Here is a 2,401-nt window from a genome sequence, read left to right as displayed (position 1 = left end):
TTCGCCGAATACTTCGTCGGGGTCGAGGCGGCGGAGTTCTTCGGCGAGGCAGTCTTTGAGGCTGCGGCGTGGCAGGGAGATGCGTTGGGCGGGCTGGCCGGGCTGGGTGAGTTCCGCGACGGAGAGTCCGGGGCGGAAGAGCTGCACCTCGCCGGTGTGGCGGGTGAGTCTTACCCGGCGGATGCCGGTCCCGGCGAGGTCCGCCACGATGGTCACGGGCGCGTCCAGGGCCAGGGTCAGCCAGGCCGCGAGCAGGATCGTGGAGGGGGAGTCCGACGCGCCTTCGACGGCCACGGCGGTCACGGGTGAGGAGTCCACCTGATCCAGGACCGCCGCGAGCTGGATCCGCCAGTTCGTCAGCCGGGTCCAGGCGAGGTCGGTGTCCCCGGCCTTATAGGTGGCCCGGATGTTCTCCAGTGCCGCCTGCGGGTCTGTTTCGTTCGCGGAGTCGGTGATCCGGCGGTGCGCGATCCGGCCCACGGAGGTTTCGCAGGCGTTCGCCGGTGCCCCGTGCGGCCACCAGGCCACGATCGGGGCGTCCGGGAGCAGCAGCGCCGCGACGAGGGATTCGCTTTCATGCGCGAGTTCGCCGTAGCCGCGGAGCACGATGACCTCCGAGGCGCCGGCGTCACCACCGACCCGGATCTGCGCGTCGAGCCGGTTAGGAGCCTCAGAGCCGGCGTCGGCGAGGACGATGATCCGGCAGGGGTGTTCACGGCTGGCCTCGTTCGCGGCCTCGATCGCTTCTTCCTCGAGCCCGGACCGGGTCACGACCACCAGGGTCAGGACCCGTCCCAGCGCGATCACACCGCCCTGCTCGCGCAAGGAGGTGATCTTCTTGGAAATCTTCGAGGTGGTGGTGTCCGGCAAATCTACAATCATGGCCTTCTCCAGGTTCGTCCGTCGCGGGCAAGGAGCTCATCGGCCGAAGCAGGGCCCCAGGACCCCGGGGCGTAAGGCTCGGGCTGTTCAGTGAGCCCGGCCCAGTAATCTTCAAAAGGATCCAGGATCTTCCAGGACAGCTCCACCTCCGCGTGCCGCGGGAACAACGGCGGCTCGCCCAGGAGCACATCGAGGATCAGCCGCTCATACGCTTCCGGGGACGATTCGGTAAAGGAATGCCCGTACCCGAAGTCCATGGTCACGTCCCGGACTTCCATCTGCGTGCCCGGGACCTTGGACCCGAACCGGATCGTCGCACCCTCATCGGGCTGGACCCGGATCACCACGGCGTTCTGGCCGAAGTCATCCTCACCATGGTCACGGAAAAGCAGGTTCGGGGCGCGTTTGAACACCACCGCGATCTCCGTCACCCGCCTCCCCAGGCGCTTGCCCGCCCGCAAATAGAACGGCACACCGGCCCAGCGGCGGGTATGGATATCCACCCGGATCGCAGCGAACGTTTCCGTCTTCGAATCCGCCGGGATACCGTCTTCTTCCAGGTAACCCTGGACCTGCTCCCCGCCCTGCCAGCCACCGGCGAACTGCCCGCGCGCCGAATGCGTCGACAAATCCTCCGGGAGCTTCACCGCGGCAAGGACCTTTTCCTTCTCCGCCCGCAGATCATCGGCGTTAAAGGAAATCGGCTCCTCCATCGCCGTCAACGCCAGCAACTGCAGCAGATGGTTCTGGATCACGTCCCGGGCCGCACCCACACCGTCGTAATACCCGGCCCGGCCGCCCGTGCCGATGTCCTCAGCCATCGTGATCTGGACGTGGTCCACATAATTCGCGTTCCACAACGGCTCAAACAACTGGTTCGCGAACCGCAACGCCAGAATATTCTGAACCGTTTCCTTCCCCAAATAATGATCGATCCGGAACACCGCATCCGGCGGGAACACCGACTCCACAATGTCGTTCAGCTGCCGGGCAGACTCCAGATCATGCCCGAACGGCTTCTCGATCACCACCCGCCGCCACTTCCCACCCTCAGCCTGCGCGAGCCCATGCTTGGACAGCTGCCGGCAGACCTGCTCAAACGCCTTCGGCGGAATCGAGAGGTAAAACGCGTGATTACCCCGCGTCCCACGGACCTCATCAAGGGCCGCGACAGTCTCCCCCAAACGCTCAAACGAATCATCGTCGTCGAACTCACCCCGGACAAAACGGATACCCTCAGCGAGCTGGCTCCACACCGCCTCATCAAAAGGCGTCCGCGCATACGCCTGCACCGAAGCCTTCACCTCGGCCGCGAACTCCGCATCCGACCACGCACGGCGGCCAAACCCCACCAACGCGAAACTCGGCGGCAACAACCCCCGGTTCGCCAGGTCATACACAGCCGGCATGAGCTTCTTACGCGCCAAATCCCCCGTCACCCCAAAAAGCACCAACGAGGACGGACCGGCAATCCGATTCAGACGACGATCACGCGGATCCCGCAACGGGTTACGGCCAG

2 protein-coding genes are annotated in these 2,401 nt (G+C 65.3%); both read right to left on the bottom strand.

Annotated elements, in window-relative coordinates; translation table 11 throughout:
• A partial coding sequence (locus tag QK290_RS18340) for a glucose-6-phosphate dehydrogenase assembly protein OpcA (protein WP_282332097.1) occupies positions 1-882 on the bottom strand: 882 nt, incomplete at its 3' end.
• A partial coding sequence (gene zwf / locus QK290_RS18335) for a glucose-6-phosphate dehydrogenase (protein ID WP_282332095.1) occupies positions 879-2,401 on the bottom strand: 1,523 nt, incomplete at its 5' end. The genes QK290_RS18340 and zwf, both read right to left, overlap by 4 nt.

The sequence above is a fragment of the Pseudarthrobacter sp. AL07 genome, assembly GCF_029960665.1.
Taxonomy (GTDB): Bacteria; Actinomycetota; Actinomycetes; order Actinomycetales; family Micrococcaceae; genus Arthrobacter.
The sequence above is the reverse complement of the archived record's forward strand: the minus strand, read 5'-3'. Positions and strand labels throughout refer to the sequence as shown.